This is a genomic window from Chondrinema litorale (assembly GCF_026250525.1).
GTDB lineage: Bacteria > Bacteroidota > Bacteroidia > Cytophagales > Flammeovirgaceae > Chondrinema > Chondrinema litorale.
The window spans coordinates 2810504-2836684 of record NZ_CP111043.1; the positions used below are offsets into that span (position 1 = coordinate 2810504).

At 33.1% G+C, this 26181-nt stretch carries 22 protein-coding genes; 17 read left to right on the forward strand and 5 right to left on the reverse strand.

Features of this window, described 5'->3' with window-relative positions:
* Positions 1 to 37: 37 nt before the first annotated feature.
* Positions 38 to 484 carry a PadR family transcriptional regulator gene (locus OQ292_RS11640; protein ID WP_284682303.1) on the reverse strand — a complete coding sequence of 149 codons (447 nt, stop codon included), beginning with the start codon at positions 482 to 484 and terminating at the stop codon, positions 38 to 40.
* Positions 485 to 872: 388 nt separating this feature from the next.
* On the opposite strand from OQ292_RS11640, the gene OQ292_RS11645 reads away from it, so the two are divergent.
* On the forward strand, positions 873 to 1826 hold the full coding sequence (locus tag OQ292_RS11645; protein WP_284682304.1) for a YheT family hydrolase: 954 nt from the start codon (positions 873 to 875) through the stop codon (positions 1824 to 1826).
* Here the strand turns inward: OQ292_RS11645 and feoB are convergent.
* Complete coding sequence (gene feoB, locus OQ292_RS11650) at positions 1823 to 3964, reverse strand: ferrous iron transport protein B (protein ID WP_284682305.1); 2142 nt, start codon at positions 3962 to 3964, stop codon at positions 1823 to 1825. The genes OQ292_RS11645 and feoB overlap by 4 nt on opposite strands.
* A gap of 3 nt (positions 3965 to 3967) precedes the next feature.
* Positions 3968 to 4186, reverse strand: a complete 219-nt coding sequence (locus tag OQ292_RS11655; RefSeq protein WP_284682306.1) for a FeoA family protein — start codon at positions 4184 to 4186, stop codon at positions 3968 to 3970.
* Positions 4187 to 4431: 245 nt separating this feature from the next.
* Here OQ292_RS11655 and OQ292_RS11660 point away from each other — a divergent pair, with 245 nt between their 5' ends.
* Both OQ292_RS11660 and OQ292_RS11665 read left to right on the forward strand, forming a co-directional pair.
* A complete protein-coding gene (locus tag OQ292_RS11660; protein ID WP_284682307.1) occupies positions 4432 to 5106 on the forward strand; it encodes a hypothetical protein in 675 nt (224 codons plus the stop codon).
* A 95-nt stretch (positions 5107 to 5201) separates the two neighbouring features.
* Entirely contained in the window at positions 5202 to 6623 is a 1422-nt protein-coding gene (locus OQ292_RS11665) for an L-serine ammonia-lyase (RefSeq protein WP_284682308.1), read from the forward strand.
* 379 nt (positions 6624 to 7002) lie between these two features.
* Here OQ292_RS11665 and OQ292_RS11670 read toward each other — a convergent pair whose 3' ends face one another.
* Positions 7003 to 7989 (reverse strand): type I phosphomannose isomerase catalytic subunit, encoded by a 987-nt coding sequence (locus OQ292_RS11670; protein WP_284682309.1) that lies wholly within the window; start codon positions 7987 to 7989, stop codon positions 7003 to 7005.
* Between the two features lie 107 nt (positions 7990 to 8096).
* Between OQ292_RS11670 and OQ292_RS11675 the strand changes: the two genes are divergently transcribed.
* Positions 8097 to 9698, forward strand: coding sequence for a polyamine aminopropyltransferase (locus OQ292_RS11675; protein WP_284682310.1), 1602 nt, complete (start codon positions 8097 to 8099; stop codon positions 9696 to 9698).
* A 57-nt stretch (positions 9699 to 9755) separates the two neighbouring features.
* Here OQ292_RS11675 and OQ292_RS11680 read toward each other — a convergent pair whose 3' ends face one another.
* Positions 9756 to 12143, reverse strand: a complete 2388-nt coding sequence (locus OQ292_RS11680; RefSeq protein WP_284682311.1) for an ABC transporter permease — start codon at positions 12141 to 12143, stop codon at positions 9756 to 9758.
* A 204-nt stretch (positions 12144 to 12347) separates the two neighbouring features.
* Here OQ292_RS11680 and OQ292_RS11685 point away from each other — a divergent pair, with 204 nt between their 5' ends.
* From OQ292_RS11685 to OQ292_RS11745, 13 genes are all read left to right on the forward strand, one after another.
* The gene (locus OQ292_RS11685; RefSeq protein ID WP_284682312.1) at positions 12348 to 13397 is read left to right on the forward strand and encodes an oxidoreductase; all 1050 of its coding nucleotides are present in this window, start codon (positions 12348 to 12350) and stop codon (positions 13395 to 13397) included.
* A 33-nt stretch (positions 13398 to 13430) separates the two neighbouring features.
* Positions 13431 to 13796, forward strand: a complete 366-nt coding sequence (locus OQ292_RS11690; protein ID WP_284682313.1) for a transmembrane 220 family protein — start codon at positions 13431 to 13433, stop codon at positions 13794 to 13796.
* A gap of 133 nt (positions 13797 to 13929) precedes the next feature.
* On the forward strand, positions 13930 to 14484 hold the full coding sequence (locus tag OQ292_RS11695; protein ID WP_284682314.1) for a DUF1599 domain-containing protein: 555 nt from the start codon (positions 13930 to 13932) through the stop codon (positions 14482 to 14484).
* A 34-nt stretch (positions 14485 to 14518) separates the two neighbouring features.
* On the forward strand, positions 14519 to 15616 hold the full coding sequence (locus OQ292_RS11700) for a BT_3928 family protein (RefSeq protein WP_284682315.1): 1098 nt from the start codon (positions 14519 to 14521) through the stop codon (positions 15614 to 15616).
* 88 nt (positions 15617 to 15704) lie between these two features.
* Positions 15705 to 16760 carry an ABC transporter permease gene (locus OQ292_RS11705; protein ID WP_284682316.1) on the forward strand — a complete coding sequence of 352 codons (1056 nt, stop codon included), beginning with the start codon at positions 15705 to 15707 and terminating at the stop codon, positions 16758 to 16760.
* 268 nt (positions 16761 to 17028) lie between these two features.
* On the forward strand, positions 17029 to 18537 hold the full coding sequence (locus OQ292_RS11710; protein ID WP_284682317.1) for an Ig-like domain-containing protein: 1509 nt from the start codon (positions 17029 to 17031) through the stop codon (positions 18535 to 18537).
* Between the two features lie 161 nt (positions 18538 to 18698).
* Positions 18699 to 19547, forward strand: coding sequence for an ABC transporter permease (locus tag OQ292_RS11715; RefSeq protein ID WP_284682318.1), 849 nt, complete (start codon positions 18699 to 18701; stop codon positions 19545 to 19547).
* A 192-nt stretch (positions 19548 to 19739) separates the two neighbouring features.
* Positions 19740 to 21011, forward strand: a complete 1272-nt coding sequence (locus OQ292_RS11720; RefSeq protein WP_284682319.1) for an ABC transporter ATP-binding protein — start codon at positions 19740 to 19742, stop codon at positions 21009 to 21011.
* A 13-nt stretch (positions 21012 to 21024) separates the two neighbouring features.
* Positions 21025 to 21759 (forward strand): class I SAM-dependent methyltransferase, encoded by a 735-nt coding sequence (locus tag OQ292_RS11725; protein ID WP_284682320.1) that lies wholly within the window; start codon positions 21025 to 21027, stop codon positions 21757 to 21759.
* On the forward strand, positions 21749 to 23431 hold the full coding sequence (locus OQ292_RS11730) for a DUF5672 family protein (RefSeq protein ID WP_284682321.1): 1683 nt from the start codon (positions 21749 to 21751) through the stop codon (positions 23429 to 23431). The genes OQ292_RS11725 and OQ292_RS11730 overlap by 11 nt, the downstream gene beginning before the upstream one ends.
* The gene (locus tag OQ292_RS11735) at positions 23428 to 24225 is read left to right on the forward strand and encodes an alpha-1,2-fucosyltransferase (RefSeq protein ID WP_284682322.1); all 798 of its coding nucleotides are present in this window, start codon (positions 23428 to 23430) and stop codon (positions 24223 to 24225) included. The genes OQ292_RS11730 and OQ292_RS11735 overlap by 4 nt, the downstream gene beginning before the upstream one ends.
* Positions 24226 to 24292: 67 nt before the next feature.
* The gene (locus OQ292_RS11740; RefSeq protein ID WP_284682323.1) at positions 24293 to 25204 is read left to right on the forward strand and encodes a glycosyltransferase family 2 protein; all 912 of its coding nucleotides are present in this window, start codon (positions 24293 to 24295) and stop codon (positions 25202 to 25204) included.
* The gene (locus tag OQ292_RS11745) at positions 25186 to 26136 is read left to right on the forward strand and encodes a sulfotransferase family protein (protein WP_284682324.1); all 951 of its coding nucleotides are present in this window, start codon (positions 25186 to 25188) and stop codon (positions 26134 to 26136) included. Before OQ292_RS11740 ends, OQ292_RS11745 begins: the two co-directional genes overlap by 19 nt.
* Positions 26137 to 26181: the final 45 nt, after the last annotated feature.

The following is a 26181-nucleotide window of genomic DNA, read 5'->3' on the forward strand; positions in this document are numbered from 1 at the left end:
CTTCATTTAAATAAATTGAGCTTGTAGTATTTAGCTTTTACTGTTCACCAGCCTCTTTTTCCTCTTTATCTTCTTTTTTCTTTTTCTCCTTTTTCGGCTTGGCTTTTTCAGTAACTATGGCTTCTTTCTCTTCGGTAACTTTACTAGTCTTTGAGTCTACCCACGAAAGAATCTGGTTGGTAGCAGTGGTAAGCTCCATCCAGGTAGAGGTAAGATTTTCTAGGAAGCTATAGCCTTTGTCTGTAAGCTTATAATACTTGCGGGGAGGGCCATAACTAGATTCTACCCATTTGTATTCGACTAGCTCAGCTTTTCTTAGTCTTGTTAATAAAGGATAAAGCGTTCCTTCAACCACCATCATCTTGGCATCGGTTAATTCATCCAGCATATCAGATGCATAAATCTCACCTTTTGAGATCACTTTTAGAATGCAAAATTCCAATATTCCCTTTCTCATTTGGATTTGTGTATTCTCCAGATTCATAATTTTATAAACTTATATTTCCATTCAGGAATCTTCGGTTAATCACATTTCAGCTTTTTATTTTAGAAATATGGCCTCTATATTCTCTGTAACGGCTTGTTTTATAAAAGGTTCTATGTAAAGCATAGTACTATATTAAAAATATTAGTATGTAATGTACATTAATCAAAAACTCGATGCAATCGCTTTTATATTATCTGTAAATATTTGGTGATGAAATGCACACATTAAGTGTCTAAAGGTTAGCGGGAGTGATGAACGAAATCTGAATTATAGCTAATTATTTTTGAAAAAAAGTAAAAAAAAATTTGATTGAGCCTGCTCAGATAATTAAAATAATGCAGAGTCTGACTTATCTGTTATTTTAGCAGCGAATTAATTTAGAAAAATGCCATTACTAAAAGACACATCATACCAGCCTCCTTTTTTACTTTCTAATAAACATATCCATTCTATATATCCTGTTTTTTTTAGAAAGATAAAAGGTGTGGAATTTAGCAGAGAGCGAATTACACTAAGAGATTCCGATTTTCTTGATTTGGATATTGCCAAAGAAGGCAATGAGAAAGTAGCAATTTTAATACATGGTTTTGAAGGAAGCACCAGCTCAGTATACATTAGAGCAATTACCAAAACTTACTTAGCAAATGGTTGGGACGTGGTAGGAATGAACTTGCGAGGATGCAGTGGAGAGGCTAACTGGTTGTTTCGCTCATATCACAGTGGAGAGTCTGACGATTTAGATGAAGTAATAAAATATGTAATTAGTCACCATAAATATGAGCAAATTGCCCTAACAGGTTTTAGCTTGGGAGGAAATATCTTATTAAAGTATTTAGGTGAGCAAGGTAAAGATATAACTAAAGAGGTTAAAGCGGCTGTTTCTATCTCGGCTCCTTGTGATTTGAGTAAAGCAGAAAATGCATTAAGTAAAGTATATGCGCATTGGTTTTTAAAAAGCTTAATCCCCAAAACAAAAGAGAAGCTAAAAACCTTTCCAGATAATATTTTGGGAAGCACTATGCCAAAACTAAGAAGTGTGCGCGATTTTGACGATTACTTTACCGCACCAGTACATGGTTTTAAAAATGTAGATGATTATTACGAAAAGTGTAGTGCTATATCATTTGTATCAGGTATACGAATACCTACATTGTTGATTAGTGCACTCGACGATCCATTTTTGGCACCGGAATGTTTTCCTTTTGAAGAAGCTAGAAACAGTGATTATTTTTTCTTAAAAAGTCCTAAAAGAGGAGGGCATGTTGCTTTTGCTCAGTTTAAAGCTAGTAGTTATTGGGCAGAAGAAGAAGCGGCTAATTTCCTAGCCGCTTATATTTAAGATAATAGGTTATAAACTAATAAACTAGAAACGTACGCGAGCCCTGTCATAAATACTAGTTGTATGGCAGGCCATTTCCAGCTGTTTGTTTCTCTCTTTACAATTGCCAGAGTACTCATACACTGCATGGCAAAAAGATAAAATATCAACAATGAAAATGAAGTAGCAGTATTGTAAACTGGGTTGCCAGTGTCTTTACTAATTTCGTTGCGCATACGCTCAATAATTGAGCTTTCATCATCTCCTTTGCTACCAACACTATAAATAGTTGCCATGGTACCTACAAATACTTCTCTTGCAGCAAACGAAGTAATAATGGCAATTCCCATTTTCCAGTCGAAACCTAAAGGTCTTATTACAGGCTCAATAGCTTTGCCCAGATAGCCGGCGTACGAATATTCAATCTGTCTGGCAGAAATCATATCGCTTAGTTCGTCTTCAGAAATCTGTTTGTCTTGGTTTTCGGTTAGTATGTCGTTAGTAGCTTTTTCAATTTGGTCTCCCGGACCATAAGAAGCTAGAAACCACAATACAATAGAAATGATTAAAATGATTTTACCTGCTTCAACTACAAAAGCTTTTACTTTCTCATACACAGTAAAAAATACATTTCTTACTTGAGGTGCCTTGTATGAAGGTAGCTCCATAATAAAATAGCTACGTTCATTTGATTTTAATATCTTTTTAAGAACCCATGCTGAAACTAGTGCGGCAAGAGTTCCTAGAATGTATAGTCCCATCATTACAAGCCCTTGTAGGTTTATAAAACCAAAGTAGTAAACCTCAGGAACAGCAAATGTAATAAGTACTGTAAATACAGGAATACGGGCAGAGCAACTCATAAATGGAGTTACCATAATGGTAATCAACCTTTCTTTCCAGTTGCTTATGTTTCGTGTTGCCATAATTGCAGGCACAGCACAAGCAACACCAGATATTAGAGATACAATACTTCTTCCGTTTAGTCCAAAGCGCCTCATTAAACTATCAGAAAGAAAAACTGCTCTCGACATATAACCTACTTCTTCGAGTAGAGAAATTAATAAAAACAGTATAGTAATTTGAGGGATAAAGATTAAGATACCACCCAGACCTGCAATTAAACCATCGTTTATTAAACTGGTAAATGCATTATCAGGCAAATTACTGGTAACAAAATCGCTAATTGCAGCAAAACCAGCATCTATCAAATCCATTGGGTAACTAGCCCAAGCAAATATTGCCTGAAAGATGAAAAGTAGAATGCCGATAAAAATAAAGGACCCAAAAAATTTATGGGTAAGAATATTATCTATCTTTTCGGTAAGTGTTTCTTCCTCTTTAACTTTTTCAATGGTCACTACTTTGTTTACTAGAGGAGCGATTTTATCAAATCTCTCCATAATTTCATCTACCTGATTTTTAATACTTAAAAAAGCATGTTTATCAATTGTTTCTTTTACAATTGCTTTTTCTTCTTCTTTAAGATAAGGTAGTTTATGAAAATGATGTAAAATAAGGAGTGCTTGATAATCACTATCAACTTCAAATCTGGCTTTTAAATCGTTGATAATGTCAGTCTTACCATTGAGGTGGAAAAAAGATTGGTTCTTTTTTGTTTCTTCCTTTTTGTAGAGTTTTTTAATACTTTCTTTGAGTGCTGGAATACCCTCTCCATTTCTGGCATTGGTTTCTATTACAGGTATTTTTAGTTGCTTGCTTAGCTCAGTAATATCAATACTCTGTTTTTCCTTTCTGGAAATATCAATCATATTAAGAGCCAATACAACTGGTATATCTAAATCTATCACTTGGCTTAAAAGCAAAAGATGTCTCTCCAGATTAGTTGCATCTGCGATATATACAATCAAATCCGGATAGTGTTTATCTTTCGGATTGCTCAGTATATTTAATACAATTTTCTCGTCTGCAGAGTTTGGGTATAAACTGTAAGTACCAGGTAAATCAATAAGATCAGCCTTTAGATTTTCATCTATTTTAAACGATCCTTTTTTACGGTCTACGGTTACACCGGGGAAGTTACCCACATGCTGATTTAATCCAGTAAGTCTGTTAAAAAATGACGACTTACCTGCATTTGGATTCCCTATTAAAGCTATTTTTATGACAGATTTTGATGCCAGAACCTCCTCTTCCATTACTTATTTTAATACTACGTTGCGGGCTTCTTCTTCTCTAAGTGCTAAAAAATTCTTACCTACTTTTAAATATATTGGGCATCCAAAAGGTGCTTTTCTGATTAGTTTTACATCGTAACCCGGCAGGCAACCCATTTCCAGAAACTTTGCTGAAAGTGCCTCATCAAGGAATTTTTCAATAATTCCTTTTTCTCCTTTTTTTAGTATGGCTGCTGTTTTCAAAGCAATTTTTATTTATTCTAAATAAAAACAAATTTAGTGGATTAAGTTCATATTAACAATGAGAAAAGTCATTCCAGAATTTTATTTAACTTTCCAATATTTTTAAACGGTATGTAATTGCCCTTAAGCAGTTATATCTTATTAACGATTACTTTAAATTTTTTTAGAAATACTAAGTTTTTCCTCGGTAATTTTGCGCTAAATAGGTAAATTAATTTGCCGTATTTTTCATGAAACGTGAAACTATGAGAAATTTTTTTTACAATGTTTTAATACTTTCATTTTTTATACACGCTTGCCAATCTTCAGATTCATCTCAAAAAAAAGAAACCTCAGTTAAAGTCAATTTAGATTCATATACTTTTGATAAAGGGAAAATTGAATTCGAAGAAAACTTTGAATTAATTGAGAGTGTAGGTGCACCGGTTAAAAAAACAATAGGTGAGTTGGTTTCTATAGAAGAAAGTGGAAATGGGCCATTTATGTTGGTTAACTTGGAAGATAAGGATGGTGAAAGCATCCACTTTTTACTCGAAAATGAACGCGCATCTACTTTGCCAGATAAAGGAATGCTTTCAGTAGAGTATGTGGTGAGAAAAGACAGTCTTATAACTGGCATTAGGTTAAAGAGTGAGAGTATCGACGAAGCTGTGGCATTGCTTACAGAAGAGTATGGAATAAAAGATGCTGCTTTTGAACAAATGGAACATGCGGCTTATCAATTTGACGCCATGCATATGTCTGGCGATCAAGGTGATTTGAGTAAAAATGTAACTTTAAAACTACCAACTGGCGAAGTGAGGTACTTTAAAGCAGATTTTAACTCGGAGGTGGATGATAACAGGCGCTTTGCAATGAAAGAAGTAGTAGTTTATGGGAACTACGAAGAAGATATTATTTTAAAGACTATTAAATGGTAAAAAAAGAATACAATTTATATTCTTGTAAATTGAACTGAAAGCAGGTAATTACCTGCTTTATTTTTTTGCTATTTTACTTTACTACTTATCTCTCTATGACAGAATGCATCAGTGTATTTGACATGCTCAAAATTGGAGTAGGGCCTTCTAGTTCGCATACTTTAGGTCCATGGAAAGCTGCTTTGAGATGGTTAAAAGAATTACAAGTTGCAGGAAATTTTGAGGCTATTTCCAGAATAAGAATAGAATTGTATGGCTCTTTGGCACTAACCGGAAAAGGCCACGCAACTGATATTGCGATCTTAATGGGGCTATTAGGGGAGAATCCAGAAACAACGGATACTTCACTAATAAGTGATAAAGTAAAGTCGATTAGAGAGACAGGAACAATTAATCTTTTACAGCAAAAGGAAATTCTTTTTAAAGAAAAAACAGATTTAAAATTAATTGGCAAGAGAAGATTGCCATTTCATGCAAATGGGATGAAGTTTTTTGCCATTACTTCAGAAGGAGAACTAGAAAGTACCTACTTTTCAATTGGTGGTGGTTTTGTTGTGGCAGAAGGTGAAGATGTAACTAGTACACAAAAGGTATTGCCATTCCCATGCGATATTTCTGCAAACTTGTTGGAGCATTGTAATAGAGAGAATCTTTCTATTGCTAAAATGGTATTTGCCAACGAAAAAGCGTGGAGAACAGAAGATGAAATAAATAATGGCTTAATGCGCATTTGGCATACTATGGAAGAATGTGTGTATAAAGGTTGTAATACCGATGGTATTTTGGCGGGTGGACTTAATGTAAAAAGAAGAGCGGCTTCTTTAAATAAGAAATTGCTGGGTGAGCAAACCTATACTAACTCAGCAGAATGGATACAACTCATTAAAAAATCTAAGCTCGATTTTGATGAAGTATTAAAATGGGTGAGTTGTTTCGCGCTTGCTGTAAACGAAGAGAATGCTGCATTGGGTAGGGTAGTAACGGCTCCTACAAATGGCTCGGCAGGAGTAATTCCGACAGTAATTATGTATTATTTCTGTTTTAAAAACAGAGCAGCTACAGACGAAGATATTATTAAGTTTTTACTAGTTGCAGGAGAGATAGGTACATTCTTTAAAAAGAGAGCAACTATTTCAGCCGCAATGGGTGGTTGCCAAGCAGAAATAGGAGTGTCTTCGGCCATGGCAGCAGCAGGGTTAACAGAAGCTTTGGGTGGTTCTCCTGCACAAAGTTTAATGGCAGCCGAAATTGCTATGGAACACCATCTTGGGCTTACTTGCGATCCTGTAGGTGGGTTGGTTCAAATACCTTGTATAGAAAGAAATTCTATGGGGGCTATAAAAGCAATTACTGCTTGTAATATTGCTTTAAACAGCGATCCTGAAGATGCAAAAGTAACTCTTGATAAAGTGATAGACACCATGTGGCAAACTGCCAAAGATATGAAGGTGAAATACAAAGAAACTTCAAAAGGTGGTTTGGCTGTAAATATCACTGTAAATGTATCTGAGTGCTAATTATCACAATCCTAAGAAAAAATTTTACGTTTTTTAGCCCTAATTTCCGAAGGGTTAGAGTAATATCACCCATTATGGGTGAGCGTGTTTTTTCTAATTTTTATGATATTTAGAAATCAATTGGTAATTGATGTGTATAAGGTGTTTTATCTGCTCCATTTAGGGTGATATTTAGAGGTAGAAAAAAGAAGCAAAGAAGGAACACCTAGAAAAAATACAATTAGAGATAGAAAAAGATTTAAATGCCTAAAAGGCGCGCTTACATTGTCAATTATATAAAAATTTTATTAACAACTATCACAGAATCAGATCATGAAGTAATAAAGGTTAGCCAACTATTTGACTAACCTTTTTTTATTGTCTTGATTTGTGTTTCTAATTAAGCAGGAACGTAAGATTCCAAAATACTGAAAGAAGAAGATGGTTTTAATACTACATTATTAATTGTAGCAGGCACCAACACGGCATCACCTTTTTTAGCTGATATACTTCCTCCATCAAATTCGATATCTAAGCTACCATTAAAGCAAACATAGATTACAAACGAATCGAGGTTTTCGTAGTTTCTTTCAATGCTCTCAGAACATTTTAATACATTGGTTTCGAAGTAAGGGCAGCTAGCCAATTTTACCGGTGCATTTTTTACACTCTTGTCGTACTGAGTTTTGTACTGGTCGTAATGTTTGTAATCAATTGCATCAAGTGCTTCTTCTGTGTGAAGTTCACGCGTATTACCTTGATCATCCTTTCTGTCGAAATCGTAGATTCTGTAAGTAATATCAGAAGTTTGTTGAATTTCAGCTAATAAACAACCTTTACCAATTGTATGCACTCTACCTGCCGGAATAAAGAAAACATCATCGTCTTCTACATCCTCATAATTCATTATTTCGGTAAGTGTTTTTTCATTAAGATGTTTCAGGTAAGTTTCTTTATCAAGCTCTTTATTGAAACCAGAAACTAGTTTTGTGTTTTCATCAGCTTGAAAAATATACCACATTTCAGTTTTACCTAAAGAGTTGTGTCTCTTTTTAGCAAGCGTATCATCTGGGTGTACCTGAATAGAAAGGTCTGCATTAGCATCGATAAATTTCACTAACAAAGGAAATTCATTTCCACTCTTTTCATATACTTTTTCACCAACTAATACACCTTTGTATTCTTCTATTAGTTCGGTGAGTTTTTTTCCTTTAAGCGCTCCTTCTGAAACCTCAGAGATGTTGCCTTCTACACCAGAAATCTCCCATGTTTCTCCGCAATTGGGTAGTGGTTCAAAGTTTTTACCTAAAACTTTATTGATTTTTTCTCCGCCCCATATTTTATCTTTAAATATGGTTTTAAATTTCAAGGGATATAATGTTGCCATAAGTTCAGATTTTTTGAATTTTTGAGGATCAAAGCTATAAATTGTGAACCAACTTTGAAATGAAATTATATTTTTCATTAAACTACACATTTCAGGAATAAGATTGAATGGAAGAAGCACAAACATTTAAAGGAGAAGTACAGGGGAAGAAAGAAGTACCTGTTTTACTAGTGTCTGTATTAATTATAGCCGTTTGCGGTATTTTATACGAGTTACTAATTAGCACAATTTCTACTTATTTTTTAGGGAGTAGTATTCTGCATTTTTCTATCACAATTGGCCTTTTCCTTTCTTCAATGGGGATAGGCTCTTTTTTTAGTAGATTTATTAATAATAATCTTCTTGAGAGATTTATTTGGGTGGAGATTGCACTGGGTATAGTAGGAGGTTTGTCTGCCTTAATTTTACATGCCAGTTTTTCACTTACAGAGAATTACTATCTAACTGCATTTATTCTTATAGTAATATTGGGTGCTTTTATAGGTATAGAAATTCCACTTATTACCCGTATTCTTAAAAACTACGAAGACCTCAAAAATACCATTTCTAATGTGTTGGCATTCGATTACATTGGTTCATTGGTTGCTTCAGTTATGTTTCCATTAATTCTCTTGCCTTATTTGGGATTAATGAGAACATCTTTTCTTGTAGGTATTCTTAACCTGCTAATTGCTGTTTTTAATACCAGTTTATTTAAGAAGAATATAAAAAATGCTACTCCATTGATGTTATCTGCCATTGGTTCTATCGCAGTAATGATAGTTGGTATGGCATATTCATTTCAGTTAAGTGGAATGTTGGAGCAGTATGTTTATGAAGATAATATTATTTTTTCTAGACAGACCGAATACCAAAGAGTAGTTGTGACTAAGTACGATCGAGACGTTCGCTTATATATCAATGGTAACTTGCAGTTTTCCACAATTGATGAATATAGATACCATGAACCTTTAGTACACGTGCCGATGGCTTATTTGCCACAAGCTGAAAATGTGTTGCTTTTGGGTGCCGGAGATGGCTTAGCTACCAGAGAGTTATTGAAATACGATGAGATTAAAAGTATAGACTTGGTCGATCTCGATCCGGTAATTACAGAAATTGCCAGTACCAATCCGATTTTCACAAAATATAATAATGGTGCACTGCAACACCCCAAAGTGAATGTAGTGCACGATGATGCTTTCAATTTTATCCAAAACTCTGGCAAAGTTTATTCATTGATCATTATCGATTTACCTGATCCCAATTCGCCTTCATTAGGGAAATTATACTCTAAAGAATTTTACCAGATGATACAGCAAATTCTTGCTAAAGATGGTGTGGTGATTACTCAGTCGACCTCGCCGTATTTTGCAGCCAATGCATTTTGGTGTATTAATAAAACCATGGAGGCTGTTTTTGGAGGCGTGTTACCAATAAATGTTTATCTGCCAACTTTCGGTATGTGGGGTTTTAATATCTGTTTCCAAACTCCGAAGAAAGCTTATTTTGATGATAAAAAGCCAGTTGTAGAAGAATTGATAAAACCTGTGGCTAAACATCTAGATGAAAATAAAAACAGGTTACAAAATCGTTTTTTAACTTCAGATATTCTCCCAAAAATATTTGTGTTTGAAAAAGACATGCAAGCCTCGAACGTAGAAATCAATAGGCTTGATAATCAAGCTTTGGTAAAATATTACGAAAACAGTTGGGGCAAATGGGATTAATAAAAAAGCTCAATCATTTTTGGTGATTGAGCTTTTTTTAATTTTAGCGAGAATCAATTAATCATCTCTCAAGCTTTTTATTGGATTAGCAATAGCCGCTCTTATAGAATGATAACTTACAGATAAAAGCGCAATTGCTAAAGAAGCAAAGCCTGCCAAAAAGAATGTGATAAAACTAATATCAGTTCTGTACTCGAAGTCTTGCAGCCAAGTGTCCATTGCATACCAAGCAATTGGCCAAGCTATAAAGTTGGCGATGAGCACCAATAAAGCGAATTCTTTAGAAAGCAAGGCTACTATTTTACTTACAGATGAGCCAAGTACTTTTCTTATGCCAATTTCTTTGGTTTTTTGCTCAGCAATAAATGAGGCTAAGCCGAATAAACCCAGACAAGCAACAAAAATGGCTAACCAAGTAAAATTGACAATCAGTTTAGAGAAAGACTCTTCACTTTGAAAAAGTTGGCCAAACTCTTCATCAAAGAATGTGTATTCAAATGGCATACCTGCATTTACTTTTTCCCATGAGTCACCAATTTGCAAAATGGTTTCTTTCATGTTTTCAGGTTTTATTTTTAAAGCAATACTGCCATTAGCTCCGGGTTGGTAAATCATTACAATTGGCTCAATTTTATGGCGCATCGAAGCAAAGTGAAAGTCCTTAACCACGCCAACCACAGTTCTTTCATCCTCGCCAAAGAATAGCTTTTTACCCACAGGTTTTTCCCAGTTGAATTCTCTTGCTAAAGCTTCATTGATGATGATTGCTTCATCTTCTTCTGTTCCATAATCTGGTGAAAAGTTTCTTCCTTGAGCGATTTCCATTCCTATCATATCAATAAAATTTTCATCGAAAGTCATGATGCTCACTATCCAAGGGTCTTCTTCTTGTCCGACACCTTCAGGCCTTAAACCTGTTCTGCCAAAACCTTGTCCGGGTAAAGAAGAAACTGTAGCTGCGTAAGACACTCCTGGCAATTGTAGAAATTCATTTTTCAATTGTTCGGCACTTTCACGCATTTGCTGGTTATTCAAACCAATGGTAACAATCTGCTCTTTATTAAAGCCGAGGTTTTTATTTTTGATGTAATCGAGTTGGCGGTAAACGATTGCTGTTCCAGAAATCATGGCAATAGAAACTGCAAACTGCAAAATTACCAATACTCTTCTTAGCAAAATTCCTTTTCCACTGCTCGAAAAATTGCCTTTTAAAACTTTTACAGGTTCAAATGATGATAGAATTAATGCTGGATAAATTCCTGCTAATATTCCAAGTAATAAGGTTCCTCCTAAGATTGCCGTCAACGAAACTGGATTTTGGAAAAGGTAAATTACAGGTTCTACTGCAATGGGTAATTGAACTATTGAGCCAGTAATTGATACCATAATTAAGGCTAATACCAAAGCACTAAACGACATTAAAACCGACTCGCCCAAATGCTGTATTACCAAATGAGTTTTACCAGCTCCCATTACTTTTCTCATGCTTACTTCCCGTGCTCGTTTGGTAGATCGAGCCGTTGCTAAGTTCATAAAATTGAAGGCTGCGATTAACAAAACAAAAACAGCAATGGCAGAAAGCGAATACACATAACTAGAATCCCCTTTGTTTTGATTGATGTTATCGAAAATTACATTTGATGAATTTAAGTGTGTTTCAGAAAGTGGTTGTAAAGTAACTTTCCAGATGTTAGGTACTTCGTTTTCTCTAAGAATCGGTTCTATTTTTTCCTCTACACTGGCTTCCATTGCTGGGTCTTTCAATAAGGCATAGGTTGTCATGCTAATGTTATTGAAAGAGTTTAAATATTGAACCAAGCCTGAATCAGACTGAGCTGGATACATTGAATAAATTAGATCAAACCTGAGGTGAGATGGTTTATCTTGATCTTTTAAAATTCCAGTAATCTCATACTCTTGTTCGTTATTTAAAGTAATACTTTTGCCAATTGGATCAACCTCTCGACCAAATGTTTTTTGAGCCATCTCTTCTGTTATTACCACTTTATATGGGGCTCTCAAAACATTATTTCTATCACCTTCTTTTAATTCGTAATCAAAAATTTCGAAAAAAGATGCTTCGGCTCTAAGTGTATGTTCGGTGTAAAAACTATTTTCTTCATAAGTGAGTAATGCTTGTCCGACTTGTTGCATTCTCACCGTATTTTCTACCTCTGGTAGTTGATCTTTCATTACAGCACCTACACCGGGTATGGTAATACCAACCATGCTGTTGCTTACTCCAAGTGCCTCATCAATAGAAAGTACTCTAAAAATCCGATCAGCTTTTGAATGGAATTGATCATAAGAAACCTCATGATTTACATAGATGAAAATAAGCAAGCTGCAAGCAATGCCAATGGCAAGACCAATTAGGTTTATGAGTGAGGTCATACCACTTTTTACAGTGCTTCTAACAGCCATCTGGAAGTAGTTCTTTAACATTTCATTATCTTTTTAAATTGAACACCAAGGAGAATTAGTAGTAAGGAAAGTAGTAAACTTTTGCAGGATAATACAGTGAGTTTTTGTTAGTGGTATATTTTGAATAGTAAATGGTTAGATTCGGTAAATTCGATGGTAAATGATTTGGAAAAAAGTGCTTATAATGGCATATTTCAGAACTACATAATTTAAAATAGACAGATCATGCCAGAAAAAATAAGAGTAGGACTAACTTCATTCGGAATGTCTGGTGAGGTTTTTCATGCACCGCTTATCTCTTCCAATTCACATTTTCAGCTTCGTAAAATTATGGAGCGCTCATCTAATAAATCTAAATCAAGGTTTTCTGATGCAGAGATTGTTAGGAGTTTCTCAGAAATTACTGATGATATCAACATTGATTTAGTAGTGGTAAACACGCCCGACTATTTGCATTTTGAAATGGCTAAAGAGGCTTTAGAAAAAGGCAAACATGTAATAGTAGAAAAGCCTTTTACCATAAAATCTTCAGAAGCAGAAGAGTTGATAAAAGTAGCTGAAAAAGCAGGGAAAGTTCTAAGTGTATTTCAGAATCGCCGATGGGATGGAGATTTTCTAACAGTTCAAAAAGTTATAGACAGTAAAATGTTAGGTAGACTGGTAGAATTTGAATCGCATTACGATCGCTTTAGAAACTATATTCAAGAAAATACTTGGAAAGAAGAAGAAGACACGGGCACAGGAATTCTTTACAATCTTGGTGCACATATGATAGATCAGGCATTGGTGCTTTTTGGAATGCCAAATACAATTACTGCTCATTTGGGAATAACCAGAACTGGTGGGCGTGTGATTGATAACTTTGATTTGAGGATGGAATACGAAGAGGTAAAAGTATTAATTAGATCAGGTTATTTGGTGAGAGAAGCGGGGCCAAGATATAGTATGCATGGTACAATGGGTTCTTTTGTGAAATATGGAATTGATCCACAAGAAGATATGCTGAAAGCTGGTTTTGCTCCTTATGGTAATGATTGGGGAACCGAAAATGAAGCTGATTGGGGCTTTTTAAACACAGAGACAAGTGGTTTGCATATTGAAGGACAAGTAGAGACAATTGCTGGAGATTATCCTGCTTTTTATGCAAATATTGCTGCGGCAATTAAAGAAGGTAAACCACTGGCTGTAAAACCCGAAGAGGCGATGAATGTGATAAAAATCATTGAATATTCAATACAGAGTGATAAAGAAGGTAAGACAATTCAATTAAATTAGTGGAATTTTAAAGACTTAAATTCAACAACCAATATGAAGATTGTAAATGCAATTTTAACAGTATTATTTATTGTTTTTGCAGTAGTACAGCTTAATGATCCTGACCCTCTAATCTGGGTTTTAATGTATGGGGCTATTGCCGTAATAAGTGCTTTTGCATTTATGGGCAAGTACAATAAAATTATCATAATAGCAGGAATGGCAGTAAGTTTTGTTTGGGCGCTTACACTTTCACCGGGGGTTTACGACTGGTTTGCTAACCACAATACAGATGAAATATTCGAAACAATGGCACCAAATAAAGTTTTTATTGAGACTGCTAGAGAGTGCTTTGGTTTGCTAATCGCCTTTTTTGTTTTGCTATTCCATTTCTTTCAAGCGAAGAAAGTTGCAGTTTAAGAAACGGAACTTACTGTTTAACCATTTTTTAAAGCAATCTACAGGATAGGGTAATTTTAGTTTATCCTATCCAAAGAATTATTTGCTATTTTAGCGTGGTTTTTTAGTAAAATCAGTTTAGCATTCACTATTCATGAAGGATAAGTCAAACAAAACAGAAGCAGAATACAGAGAGGTTGTTACACGTTGCAGAACGCTTTTTGAAAAGAAAACCATAGATTATGGTACCGCATGGCGAATCCTTCGCCCTTCATCTCTTACAGACCAGATTTTTATAAAAGCATCTAGAATAAGGTCTATTCAGGAAAAAGGCAAGCAGAAAATTGATGAAGACATCAGCAATGAGTTTGTTGGTATTATCAATTATTGCATCATTGCTCTTATCCAATTACAGCTTACAGAAGATCACCCAATGGAATTGCAGGCTAATGAAGTAATGAGTCTGTATGATAAGGAGAGTGAAAAAACACTTTCATTAATGATGGATAAGAATCACGATTATGGAGAAGCTTGGAGGTTGATGCGAGTAAGTAGCATTACCGATATTATCTTGATGAAGATTATGCGTACACGCCAAATCGAAGATAATGCAGGTAAAACATTGGTTTCAGAAGGAGTGGATGCTAATTATAGAGATATGATGAACTATGCAGTTTTTGCACTTATTTTAATGAAAGACGACAAATAATTTACCAGCATATAATAACATACTGAGCTATCAAATGAAATTTTTAAACAAAATCATCAGCTTTTTTGTAGGAGCATTATTCATTTTTTCAGGTTTAATCAAAATTAACGATCCAATGGGAACGGCGATTAAACTAGAAGAATACTTCGAAGTATTTGCTTCAGATTTTGCTCCATTTTTTCATTGGTTTATTCCCATTTCTGTTCCTTTAGCGGTATTTCTTTGTGTTTTAGAAGTGGTTTTGGGTATTGCTCTGTTGGTTAATTTTAAGAAAAAGCTAACAGTAATATTGCTGGCTGTACTAATAGTGTTTTTCACCTTTCTTACTTTTTATTCAGCTTATTTTGATAAAGTAACAGATTGCGGATGCTTTGGCGATGCAATTCCCTTAACACCTTGGCAGTCGTTTACTAAAGATGTTATCCTTTGTATTTTAATTGGTATTCTATTATTTCAGAATAAAAAATTCGGAAATGAAGCAAGTAAGCCTGCTTTACTGGTAACTGTAGTGGGTACTTTAGCTTCACTTGCAATTGCACTTTATGCATTGGCTTACATTCCAATTCTCGACTTTAGAGATTATAAAGTAGGTAATAATATTGGTGAGTTGATGAAACCTCAGGCAGCTTGTGAATATGAATACATTATGGAAAAAGATGGGCAAGAATATACTTTTGATGCTTACCCTACAGATAAGTCATATACTTTCAAAGAAATGAATGTATTAAATGAAAAAGAGTGTATGCCTAAGATAGTAGATTATAATGTAAGTAATGATGAGGGTGACGACTTTACAGAAGAATCAATTACTGGCAAAAAATTATTCATAATAGTGCATAAAGTAGAAGGGACAGCAAAAGATAGTTATCCAGCTATTAGCAAGCTCATCGAAGATTTAAATCAAAATTACCCAGAAATAGAACCTATGATTCTAACTTCTGATGGTAATAATTTTGATGAATTTCGACATGAAGTTCAATTGGCAGCACCATTTTATTATTCAGATGCCACAGTACTAAAAGCAGTAATTCGCTCAAATCCCGGAGTGTTGTTATTAGAAGATGGAGTAGTAAAAGGGAAGTGGGCAAATCGCAATGTTCCTGATACTGAGGAACTAATAAATAAACTATAAGTCTCAATAAAATAGCATATAGGGCGTAGATAAAAGAGGTTTCTCCGGAAGTTCCGGTTGAAAATATCAAAGAATTTTAGAGCCTAATATGCTTGGTTTTGTTTTAAAGAGAATTGGTTACGGTTTTTTGATTATTCTGGGTGTGGTTCACGTAGTGTTTTTTCTATTTCATGCACTGCCTGGTGACCCAGTGGAGTTAATGTTGGGTTCTAAATCTGATAAAGAAACAAGAGAACTAATAAGACATGAACTAGGGCTCGATCTTCCTTTATATGAGCAGTTTGCAAAGTATTTAAATGATCTCTCACCAATATCTATTCATACTAATAGTGAAAAAAATCAGAAAAAATACGAATATTCAGAGGTAATAGAGTTTGGAGAAAAAGTATTGGTAGTTAAAAGGCCGTATCTGAGGCGTTCATTCCAATCTAACCAACGAGTTGATGAAATCATTATCGAGAACCTAGAAGGTACTTTAGTACTTGCTTTGGTATCTATGCTATTTGCTACATTGTTTGGAATATTGTTTGGAATTATTGCCGCATTAAAGCAACATACTTTTTGGGATCACTTTGTTATTTCTATTTCAGTAATGGGAATTTCTGCACCTTCTTTTGTGATGGCAATTATCATTTCAATGGTATTTGGTTATTACTTGGCAGAATATACAGGTTTACCACTTACAGGTTCTCTCTGGAATAATGATCCTATTTATGGAAGGCAATTGGAGCTGAGAAATATTATTCTCCCTGCTTTTACCTTAGGTATCAGACCATTAGCGATTATTACTCAGCTTACTCGTAGTTCTATGCTAGAAGTACTTTCTCAGGATTATATCCGTACTGCGAAGGCAAAAGGCTTAGGTAGAGTGGCAGTTGTATTAAAACATGCACTTAAAAATGCTTTAAACCCTGTAATTACTGCTGTGTCAGGTTGGTTAGCATCACTTATGGCAGGGGCATTTTTTATCGAATACATTTTTAACTGGAAAGGTCTTGGCCTTAAAACATTGAAAGCAGTTGAGTTATTAGATTTTCCAGTAGTAATGGGTGCGACACTAATTGTAGCCATCGTTTTCGTTACGATCAATATTGTGGTAGATATTCTATATGCTGCCATTGACCCAAGAGTGAGGTTAAACTAGATTCTATTAAAGTTTCCTGTCTATTTCTATCATTAATATTTGTTGAGAACCAGCTTAATCATCATTAACAGTGATGAGTAGCCCCTCTATATTGATTATTTTACTTTAGCAAGTAAGAATCACACATTAACCTACCACAAGCTACGATATATTCCATTTTATAGAATTGTATGATATTTTAAAATGGATTTCTACGAACGAATGCAAGGCTTTTTATTTGGAAAAAGCTTTCATTTAAAATCATACAGAAGATTAATAAGATAAATTTATGAAACTTACTTCTACAGTTAATGCTACTCAGGGCAGCCTGCAAGGATGTCTGATCTTTTTATTTTTAGCTTTTCAGCAAATTTCTTTAGCAGCCGAAAACACCCACAAATTAAAAAACATCAAGCCAGAAATATCAATTACCTCGCCGGGTTCTGGAAATGCATTTTATGCTAGTGACGATCTTGAGTTCACAGTTAATGCCAGTGACACAGATGGTGAAGTGGTAAAAGTGGAGTATTACAGTGGAGAGAAATTGATTGGTACAACCACTACTGCACCTTTTTCATTTACTTGGACTAACCCATTTACAGGTATGCATGAAATTACAGCTCATGCCTATGATAACAATGCTGAAGAGACAGTTTCTGATAAAATTATTATTAGTATTAAACTGAATGTTCCACCTTCTGTAAGTATGGTTGCGACTGTTGAGTCAGGTGTGATACAGGAAGGAGAGAATCTTGCTTTACAAGCCACTGCAAATGATAGCGATGGAGAAGTGGAGAAAGTTGAATTTTATGCAGAAGGTATTTATATAGGAGAAGTTCAAATCTCGCCTTTTGTTTTTACTTGGGAGAATCCTGAAGCTGGAATTTATACTATAAAATCAAAAGCCATAGATAATAAAGGAGGAGCTGCTTATTCATCTTCATTTGATATAAAAGTGAATAAAAAACCACAAGTCAGTTTTGATGGACTTGAAGATGGTAGTGTGCATTTTACAAATTCAATAGTTGATATACCTGTTTTAGCCAGTGATGATGATGGAGAAATAAGTAATATTGAATTTTATGTTGATAGTGATATGGTTTTAGAAAACAATTCAGCTCCATTTGATATTAACTGGAATAATCCCGAAGCTGGTATTTATAACATCAGTGTAACTGTTAAAGATGAAGATGGTGGTATAGCAGAAACAGATGAGATAAAAGTGTATTTGAGAAATGAAGGTGACCTTCCTGTAAATTATACTACAGTTACTTCAGATTCAACATTTGATACATTTACAAGTATTCCGCTTTCAGTAGAACCATCAGCAGGGTATGAAATACAAAAAGTAGAGTTTTATATAAATGATGAATTAGTAGGTGAAGATGCTACTTATCCATTTAGCATTGGTTGGGAAATAGGTGAAGAAGCCGAATATAATTACTCTGTGAAAGTTATTTATGATGCTGGTGTAACTTATGAAAGCGATAAAATCACCTTGAGTACTTATAGCGTATTATCTATTGAAAAGGGAACTCCTGAAGCAATATCAATGCAAGTTTATCCTAATCCCACTAAAAATAAAGCAGCATTAGTGTTTAAACTTGAGTCTACCCAGAATGTCAATTACACTTTAACAGATATAGCAGGCAATTCACTGCTAATTAAAGAAAATGTATTGTGTATGGCAGGAGAGAATACATTTGATATCAGTATGCAGGAAATGCCTATGGGGCTATATATTTTACATCTAAAGCTAGGAGATAAAGTATATATGCAAAAGGTTTTGAAACAGTAAAGTTTTATTGATTATAGTAAAAACTTTCAGTCTGCTAAGGTTGGGAGTTTTTTTATTTTTTCTTGATGATTTTTTCCCATTTGTAAAAATATTCCCAATTCGATATCGTTTGCTAGGTGATTAATTTTTTAAACTGAAGTTGTATTTTTTAAGATAAAACCATGCAGGCTGACGAACAGTGGGATATAGAAATAAAACCAAAAAACGGTTTGCTTCAAATAAACCTTGGAGAGCTATGGCGCTACAAGGATTTAATCACTCTGTTTGTAAGAAGAGATTTTGTAGCGGCGTATAAGCAGACTGTATTCGGTCATCTCTGGCATTTTTTAAATCCTCTTTTTTCGACCATTATATTTACTATTGTATTCCATAGGATAGCAAATATTTCTACTGATGGTTTACCTCCAGTACTTTTTTATATGTGTGGTAATGTTTGTTGGGGGTATTTTGCAAAATGTCTTAACTCTACATCTAATACTTTTGTAAGCAATGCTAATATATTTGGTAAAGTTTATTTTCCTCGATTAGTAGTCCCAATAAGTAATGTGATCAGTGCCTTGATTTCGTTTGGAATTCAGTTGCTCATGTTTTTTGTATTTATGGGATATTTTTTAATGAAAGGAGAAAATGTGCATCCAAATATATGGATAGCTGCTGTGCCATTCATTATGTTGATTATGGCTGTAATTGGTTTAGGTTTGGGTATTATCATTTCATCATTAACCACCAAGTACAGAGATTTAAGCATTTTTATTGGCTTTGGTGTGAGCTTACTCATGTACGCAACTCCTGTAATTTACCCTGTATCAAGTTTGTCTCCTGAGATGCAACAATATCTACTAATCAATCCTATTGCACCATTAATTGAAGCGTTTAGATATGCTTTTTTAGGTGCTGGAATAGTTGATTTGGGTTGGTTAGCATATAGTGCAACAACAGCGATTGTATTGTTTTTAACTGGTATTGTGCTTTTCAATAGAGTTGAAAAAACTTTTATGGATACAGTTTAGGTAACTCTGTTTGCTTTAAAAATTTTAGAAATAAATAGTGCCGCTTTTTCGTGGCTTTATATCAGAAAATTTAGGGGATAGTAGGGGTTGGTATTTCTTGAAGAATTAAAAAGAGTGGGGGTGGGACTCACGGGGCGAAGCCGTGGGAAAAACTAAATAAAATAGGATATAACAATCTACAAAATAGACTCGATGAGTGTAGTATTAAAAGTTGAAAATGTTTCTAAACAATACCGATTAGGTACAGTAGGCTCAGGTACTTTGCGTGATGATATGACTCGTTTCTGGGCAAAGTTAACTGGAAAAGAAGACCCAACACTCAAAGTAGGTGAAATAAATGATCGTACCAAAAAAGGTAATAGCGATTATGTATGGGCATTAAATGACATCAACTTTGAAGTAAAGCAAGGTGAAGTTTTAGGAGTAATCGGAAAAAATGGAGCAGGAAAATCTACACTTTTAAAAATTTTATCAAAAGTTACTGCACCAACTACTGGCAGAATTAGAGCAAAAGGTAGAATAGCAAGTTTGTTAGAAGTAGGTACAGGTTTTCATCCAGAATTAACAGGAAGAGAAAACATCTATTTGAATGGAGCTATTCTCGGAATGACCAAAGCTGAAATTAAGGCTAAGTTGGATGAAATTGTCGATTTTTCAGGTGTCGAAAAATATTTAGATACACCAGTAAAACGCTACAGTAGTGGTATGACTGTCAGGTTAGGTTTTGCTGTAGCAGCTCACCTTGAACCTGAAATTTTAATTGTAGATGAAGTACTCGCTGTAGGAGATGCAGAATTCCAGAAAAAAGCCATCGGCAAAATGCAAGATGTAAGCAAGGGAGAAGGGAGGACAGTTTTGTTTGTGAGTCATAATATGCATAGTATAAGTTTACTTTGCAATAAAGGTGTTTTATTATCAAACGGAACAGTAAATTATAGCGGAGATGTAGAGGAGGCAATAAGTAAATACCTTCAACAGCAAAGTGTTTTTCAATGTGACTCAAAGGTTATTTGGAATGAAAATTCTAGACCTGGAGATGAAATTGTAGAATTAATTTCAGCAGAAATTATAGATGAAAGAGGGAAGTATATTGAATTTGCAGATGTGTCTTCAAAAGTTGGGGTAAAAATTTCTTACAAAAATAAAATACAACTAAACCAACCTAGGCTTAGTATTCATCTAAAAACCGGTAATGATATTACAGTTTTTTGTTCGGTGGATAATTCATTTATAAATAGTTCATTAGGTGTTCATGAGAAAATTCTATGGATTCCTGAAAACTTTTTGAATAATGAAGAATATTTTGTGAGCATAGCCATGAGTACATTTGAGCCACATAAATTGCATTTATATGAAAATAATGTAATTAGATTTAATATAAATGATGAGCTCGGTGCAAAGTCAAAAGCTGGTTACGAAGGAAAACTTCCAGGTGTTATAAGACCTATTTTTAAATGGCAGTAATCAACTAATAATTATGAGTAGTTTAAAATACGAAAGTCTTATTTATCATAAAGACATTGTAGAGAATAGAGATAATCTAAATTCTGAAGCAGGTAAAGTTTTAGATTGGATTGAATCTATAGAGACTAAAAAAAATGCTTTAGAAATAGGGTGTCATACTGGCTATTTAACATATTGGATTAATAAAATATTTTCTGATGTAACCATAGTCGAAATAAATGAGAATGCAATAAGACATGCTGAGAATTTTTGTAATGAAAGCATTTTAGGAAATATTGAAACTGAACCTGTAAAGAATTCAATTTCAAAAAATAAATATGATGTAATTGTTATTCTTCATGTTTTAGAGCATTTAGTTGATCCTTGGGAAACTTTAAAATTCTTATCTTCTCAATTAACAGAGAATGGTGAGATTATAATTGCTCTTCCTAATATCAACAATATGCAAACTAGGATGCAAATAATGGCTGGACACTTCAATTATACTGAAGAGGGAGTTATGGATAAAACTCATTTAAGGTTTTTTAACCCTGATACTGCCAAATCTTTAATTGAATCAGCTGGATTATATGTCGATGATTATTTTTCTCCATGGAAAGTTCAACCAGCACGAGAAATAATAAAATATTTGCCTTTAATTAAAAAGTCGAATTTGATAGTAAAACTGATCAATAAAATTTACACCTTTAATTCTCAAGCTACAGATTTAGTTATGTTGTTCAAATGCAAAAGAAAAAATGAACAATAAGAAAAAACTAGATAATATTACTCTTTTTACAGTTAATGCATTTGAGCCCGATTTGTCTCTCAAAATGTTAAGATACTGTTTAATTGGGTTTGAATTCGAATCTGTCAAGCTATTCTCAGCATCAAAACCCAAAGGAGATTTAACTGGTATCGATTTTTATATTATTCCTTCTATTGATATTCAAGGGTATAACCATTTTATACTTAAAGAACTGAGTCAGTATATAGAAACTGATTATAGTCTTTTAGTACAAACAGATGGATTTATATTAAGGCCTGAGCTTTGGCAAGATTCATTTCTGGATTATGATTTTATAGGTGCTGCTCTACCAGATGATGATTCTTGGCTTTCTATACAACCAAATAATTTTGTAGAAGCTTTTAAAAAAGTTCGATGTTCTGAGCCTTATGCTTATTTACAAAATGGGGGGTTTTCTTTACGTAGTAAAAAGCTACTTGAGTTATGCACTAAATTAAATATCTCAGATTTTACAATTCCAGAAGACGATGTAATAAATCTCTTTTATAGGAATGAATTTCTTAAACATAATATCAAATTTGCACCACTCGAAGTTGCAACTCAATTTGCAGTAGAAAATCCTGTTGGTGATAGTAAATTTAGCCTAGATCAAAGTTTTGGGTTCCATGGTAAAATTTCTGGCTTACATAAAGATAAGATAAAGAAGATGGCTGAATATCAGCCATATACAAATAAAAAAGAGATTTTAAATCACATTAAGTCTTCATTATTTAACTTAAATGAGGATTTCCCACTTAGTAATTTTATAAGAGATTCTGTAAAGAGTATTAGTGAAAAAACTAATAGGGAAAATGAATTAAGGAAATTGAGAGAATACTATCCTTTATTAAATAAAGATCCTAATCTCAGAAAAGAAATATCAAGTCAACTTCCACTGGATATTATTATACCTGTTGTGGAAAAAGATTTAGTAACTATTCCATATGTTATTGATTTTGCTAAGCAAAACATAAAGCATCCAATTGGTAAAATTTATTTGATTTCACCATCATCAGAAAAGATAAAAAAAGTAGCTCAATCTCTTCAATGTTGCTGGGTAAATGAAGATACTGTTTTACCAATTAAAAAAAGTGAAATTGAATACAAAGTAAATAATGAAGACAGATCTGGTTGGTTATTTCAGCAACTACTCAAACTATCAGCCGATCAAATTGCAGAAAATAATGCTCTTCTTATATTAGATGCAGATACTGTTTTTATCAGACCCCGTGTTTTTGAATATAAAGGGAAACAATTATTGGATCATTCAGACGAATGGCATCCACCTTATTTTGATACCTATTATAAATTAACAGGTTACCAACCATCAAGTGTTCTTTCTTTTGTAGCCCACTATATGTTAATGGAGAAAGATAAATTAATCGCTTTAAGAAAGCATATAGAGCAACATACACAATTAAATTGGATTGAGGCAATATTAAAACATACTGATAGGAATAGTATGTCTGGTTTTTCAGAATATGAGCTTTATGGTAATTTTGTCCTTAGGAAATTTAAAAAAGAATATAAAGAATTCTACTGGTTTAATCTTAGACAGTCAATTAAACAACCGGAAAGTATTGGATATTTAGCCAAGCTTCATTCTCCTCAGTTTAAAAGTTTGTCTTTTCATCGCTATAATTCGAATTTATGATAGGTGTTTTTCTGGATGGGCGTATGGGCAACCATATGTTTCAATATGCTTTTGTTTTATCACTTTCAAAACAAAAAAATACCATCTGGTTCGTAGATCAATTAAAAGTTAATTTTATCTTACCTGAATACTTTGAATTAAATTCCTATTCAAGGATAAAAAACACAATTCTTACTAAATTATACCATCTTTTTTTTAAAAAAAAAGCATTTCTTGCTCAAGAAGATAAGCTTGCTAAGAATGAGTTAGTACACATATACTACAAAGGTTTTTTTCAATCATTAAGTTATTTTAAAGAACACTCAGCTTTAATAAAAAAAAACTTTCAAATACGGGAAAAATATATTTATAATTTTCAAGCTGAGAAAAAAAACACATTAAAATCTCAATCTAATTATAATGTAATACATATTAGATTAACTGACTATAAAGATGTTAGAGGGGAAGATTTATCTTTACCTATAGATTATTATAAAAAAGCAATAGGTTTGCTTGAGAATGAGATTGAGAAATATCCTACAATAGTTTTGAGCGATGATATAAAGGAAGCCCAACATCTCCTTAAAAACTATCCTAATTTTTTATACTCAAAAGGAATAATGATCAATGATTTTCAATGGATTTCCAATGCAAAGAATGTTATAATCTCCAATAGTTCTTTTGCTTGGTGGGCTGCTTTTTTAAATAATCAATCTAATAATAAAATAATAGCTCCCTATAATTGGATGGGTTATAATTCTAACAAACAATACCCTAAAGGGATTTCTGAACAACTAAATTGGACATGGCTTTAGGGATGTATTCTTATTATACTGAAATGAAGTAATGAACATACTAGTGTTTATATGAAAGTACAAAAAAATGCAATTTGAACCTTTAATTAGTATAGTACTAACAAGTTACAATCAACCTGATTTATTGGAATGTGCTTTTGAAAGTGTAATTAATCAGACTTATGATAATATTGAAATTGTTGTAGTAGATGATGCTTCAACTGAAAGGCAGTCAAATAGATTAATTAAATCATGGAGTAAAAAATATCCAAAAAAAGTTAAGTGCTTTATTCAGGATTCTAATGTCGGTATTCCAAAGAATAAAAATACTGGATTTAAATTGTGTAATGGGCAGTTCATAACTTATTTAGATGGTGATGATTATTATTATTCTAATAAAATAGAAAAAGAAGTATTTCAATTATTAGAAAATCCAGAATTAGACATTATTTACTCTAATTTCCATATTCTAGATAAAAGTGGCAGTAAGATAAATTGGAACGATGGAAGCATTAGTCCTAAAACTGATAATTCAATAGATAAAATATTTTCAAGAAATTACCCTCATGGTATCTTATTCAGGTATGAATTAATAAGGGCTTCTGTCCTGAAAAGGATAAATTATTATGACGAAAGCATTCCCGCATATCATGACTGGGACTCTAGAATAAGGTATTCAAGTTTTTCTAAAATACAATATGTTGATAATATAGGCTCTGTTTATAAAGATAATCCTGATAGTATATCTACTATAAAAAAGAGCTCTGAGCTTCTATTAGAAATGAAAAGCATTATTCGAAAAAATATGCATCTAGTGGAAAAAAACAGGAATAATACTAGTATACAGATGCTTAAAAGTGAAATAGATCAACAGCTATTCAAAGATTTACTTTTTTATAATAATCCTTTATTCTTTATCTCTTACCTTATTCAGAGACCTCAACAATATAGAGATGTATTATATAGGATAAGACATGACTTATGGAAGAGATTCAATTAATATTTGTGATTTCTCAACCAAGGAGCGGATCAACACTATTACAAAGTGTTTTATCAAATAATTCATTGGTTAGTACTTCCAGTGAACCTTGGATATTGTTACCATTTTTAAATTTTATTAATGGTAAAGAAAATGGGAGTATATATAATGACATTTTATCTAAAAAGGCAATAGAAGAGTTTAATGAGAAAAAATTGGATAATGAGCTATATGAAAAAATTTCTCAATTCTTACTCACACTTTATAACTCTGCTGTAGACAAAGGCTCATCTTATTTTTTAGATAAGACACCTCGATATTATGAGATACTTTCTCCAATATTAAAAGTTTTCCCTAATTGTAAAATAATTCTTCTCAAAAGAAATCCGATTGATGTTCTAGCATCTATTATAAATACGTGGAATGTAAAATCAATTGAAGAACTTTTGTTTTACAAAAGAGATATTTTATTCGCACCTTTTGAAATACAAAGATTTGCCGATAAATCGAAAAATATTAGAGTAACTCATTACGAAAGTATTGTTAATCAATCTGAAGAAGAAATACAAAGTTTATATAATTGGTTAAATATCCCATTTGTAGAAGAAGTTTTAAGTTATAAGGGAAATAGTAAAGTGAATGGATTTATGGGAGATAAGAATTTGTATAAACATTCAAAACCACTAAAAAAGCAAGAGGATAAAAATGAAATTTTTTACTTATCTAATAAGTATTGGAAATCTTTTTTTGAAGGTTATGCTAATTATTTAGGTAGTGAATTTATGGAAAGCTATGGTTATGAATTTAAAAATGTACAACCAAGAAAATCAAAAATGTTTGATATGTTTTTATTGAATTCTTCCAATAGTAATATTACTAAGTATAACAAACTATATTCTTTCGCTAGTTTTTTTAATAAAAAAATCGATAATGATATTTATAAAAATGAGTAGCTGAATAATAAGGTAATTAGTTTGCAAATCAATTTCATCCAAATC